The organism is Rathayibacter sp. SD072, from assembly GCF_017355185.1.
Lineage (GTDB): Bacteria > Actinomycetota > Actinomycetes > Actinomycetales > Microbacteriaceae > Rathayibacter.
Genome location: NZ_JADILJ010000111.1, coordinates 1 through 465, shown reverse-complemented (window position 1 = coordinate 465; position 465 = coordinate 1). Strand labels below are relative to the sequence as shown.

The window sequence follows — 465 nt, the reverse complement described above, 5'->3', positions numbered from 1 at the left end:
CCGGAGGCGGAGGGTCGGCGGACGAGGGTTCGACCAGGGTGTCTGAGGGTCACGGGTACGGCTTTTCGGGTAGGCGGGAGCGGGTGCTCGGGCGCCGATCCGCAGGACGGGTTCTGCGGAGGCGCGCCGAAGAGGGCCTGCGGTGCGCGGGGCGCGGCAGGGGGAGAGCCGGGTGGGCGCCACATGTGCCGTCGGGGTGCGGCGTGGCGGTCTCAGTGTCTTTGCCCCACCCCGGGGGGACAAGATCCGCTTCAGGACACGTCCGGAAGCGGACACGGTGTCCGCGTCGGGCGCCGACATCGCGGCCGAGCTGTCCGACCCGGAGAAGCAGACCGCCGAGCTGTTCCAGAAGATCGATGCGCTCCACAGCGCCGCTCTGGGCTGTGCCGAAGCAACCGGTGACCTCCGGCACGCGACCTGCCTGGCCGGCGGTCGTCTGGAACAGCTCATCGAGCAGCTCTGGGA

1 protein-coding gene is annotated in these 465 nt (G+C 71.6%); it reads left to right on the top strand.

The window, feature by feature from the left end:
- Window positions 1-277 precede the first annotated feature (277 nt).
- On the top strand, window positions 278-465 hold a 188-nt coding region (locus IOC53_RS18665), incomplete at its 3' end, for a hypothetical protein (protein ID WP_207408120.1).